Here is a 2,390-nt window from a genome sequence, read left to right on the forward strand (position 1 = left end):
AAATTGAATTCATACAGAATAACCCAAATGTTGTTCTTTTAGGAGGTCAAATTCTAGAATTTAATAAAGAACCAAATGATTCTAAAATTATCAAACGTGTGCCGCAAAAAAACTTAGAAATAAAAGAGTTTGCAAATTCACGTTGTCCATTTAATCATATGACGGTTGCCTATAAAAAATCTGTAATTCAAAAGGTTGGAGGATATCAACATCACTTGTTTATGGAAGACTATAATCTTTGGCTAAGAGTTATAGGGCAGGGCTATCAAGTTGCGAATCTTCCAGATATTGTGTTATATGCTAGGGTTGGTAATGGCATGCATGCAAGACGTAAAGGGCTTGAATACATTAAAAGTGAGAAACAATTACTTGATTTAAAAAAACAACTTAAACTTCAATCACCAGTATGTGCTAATATATTGTTTTTAATAAGGTCAGCATTCCGACTTTTACCTAGTGATATATTAGGGAAGGTTTATAATAACTTTCTTCGGAAAAAAACCTCTAATTAAAGTGGTGCTCATATAATGAAACGCTTGGTAGATATACTGATAGCTATTGTAGCCTTAATAATTTTATCTCCTATATTCTTAATTGTTGCTTACAAGGTTCGTCAAAATTTAGGCTCTCCAATTTTCTTTCTCCAAGAAAGAACAGGCAAAGACGGTAAACTTTTTAAAATGATTAAGTTCCGATCAATGAAGGATGCTGTTGATAAAAATGGTAATCCTTTGCCTGATGAAGATCGGATCACGCCCTTTGGTCGGAAGCTTCGTTCTACGAGTTTAGATGAAATGCCTCAACTCTTTAATGTCATTAAAGGTGATATGAGTGTTGTTGGTCCACGTCCAATGTTAAAAGAATTTGTTGAACTTTATTCACCTGAGCAAGCTCGTCGCTTAGAAGTACGTCCGGGTATGACTGGTTTAGCACAAGTCAGTGGTCGTAACGAACTGGATTATGAAGAACGTTTTAAATGTGACGTATGGTATGTAGATCATCATAATATTTGGGTTGATTTTAAAATCATGTTCAAAACAGTGAAAGTAATGCTCAAGCGCGAAGGCATTAATGCACCAGGGCATGTAGGTCCTTCTTTATTTGAGGGAAATCAACCTAATGAAAAGGATGATGAAGTAAAATCATCTTAATTTAAGTTTTATTAATTTATATACATTATGATCAAAAAAGCCATTCTCCCCGTCGCAGGTCTCGGCACACGTTTTTTACCTGCAAGCAAATCTATTCCTAAAGAAATGGTCACAGTGGTAGACCGCCCTGCAATTGAATATGTGGTGCGTGAGGCAGTTGCTGCAGGTATTGAAGAAATTATTTTAGTGACACATTCTTCAAAAGCATCGATTGAGAATTATTTTGATCGTAACTTTGAGTTAGAAGCGACTTTAGAATCTAAGAAGAAATTTGATTTACTCAAAGAAATTACTGAAATTTTACCGCCTCATGTCAATGTGATTAGTGTGCGTCAACCACAACCATTAGGTTTGGGTCATGCTGTACTCTGTGCAAAAGCTGTTGTCGGTGAAGATGATTTTGCGGTTCTTTTGCCGGATGTTCTTGTTAAAAATTTATCAGAACGCAATGATTTAAGTTTGATGATTCAACGCTTTGATGAGACTCAAGCATCACAAATTATGGTCGAAGCTGTGTCTGATCATATGGTCGATCAATATGGGATAGTCGATGTTGCATTTACACCTGCAGAAGGTCAAAGCATCCAAATGCAAGGCATTGTAGAAAAACCAGCGGTTGGTACTGCACCATCAAATTTAGCTGTGGTTGGTCGTTATATTTTACCTGCGAAAATCATGCAATTGCTTGAGCAAACACCAAAAGGTGCAGGCAATGAAATCCAACTGACTGATGCTATCGCGATGTTACAACAAACGGATACAGTTGAAGCGTATCGTATGAAAGGGCAAACTTTTGACTGTGGTAGCAAGTTGGGGTATTTAAAAGCAGTGCTACATTACGGTGTAGATCATTCAAAATTAGGCGAGGAATTTAAGGCGCTGATTAAAGACCTAAAACTATAAAAAGAGATAGATATGAAAGTTGCAGTATTTGGACAGACTCTGTATGCAGGTGTTTTTGCAGGTTTAATGGCTGAAAGTGGTCATCAGGTATTTTGGTGCGATATTTTAAAAAAACCAGCATCAGAGCAAGCCTATACCCAAGATGAAGCGGTTAAGCGTCTGCTTGAGCAACAGAAAGCTAATGGTTTTTTAAAATACTGTAACTTTTCCCATATTCCTTTAGATATCGATGCTTATTTTTTTAGTTTTAATCCCACTGAAGAACTTCAAGCAATTGAGGTTTTAAAAGAATTAAAATCTCGAACCATTATTCATCCTAAACTCATGATGAATGCT

2 protein-coding genes and 2 pseudogenes are annotated in these 2,390 nt (G+C 36.2%); all 4 read left to right on the top strand.

Annotated elements, in window-relative coordinates:
• Positions 1-512, top strand: a pseudogene (locus ACN6OV_RS09060) (amylovoran biosynthesis protein AmsE); the annotation flags it as partial.
• 15 nt (positions 513-527) lie between these two features.
• The gene (locus ACN6OV_RS09065; protein WP_427952190.1) at positions 528-1,151 is read left to right on the top strand and encodes a sugar transferase; all 624 of its coding nucleotides are present in this window, start codon (positions 528-530) and stop codon (positions 1,149-1,151) included.
• A 27-nt stretch (positions 1,152-1,178) separates the two neighbouring features.
• On the top strand, positions 1,179-2,054 hold the full coding sequence (gene galU, locus ACN6OV_RS09070) for a UTP--glucose-1-phosphate uridylyltransferase GalU (protein ID WP_427952192.1): 876 nt from the start codon (positions 1,179-1,181) through the stop codon (positions 2,052-2,054).
• A gap of 12 nt (positions 2,055-2,066) precedes the next feature.
• Positions 2,067-2,390 (top strand): annotated as a pseudogene (locus ACN6OV_RS09075) (UDP-glucose 6-dehydrogenase); the annotation flags it as partial.

It is taken from the genome of Acinetobacter sp. (assembly GCF_050285345.1).
GTDB lineage: Bacteria > Pseudomonadota > Gammaproteobacteria > Pseudomonadales > Moraxellaceae > Acinetobacter.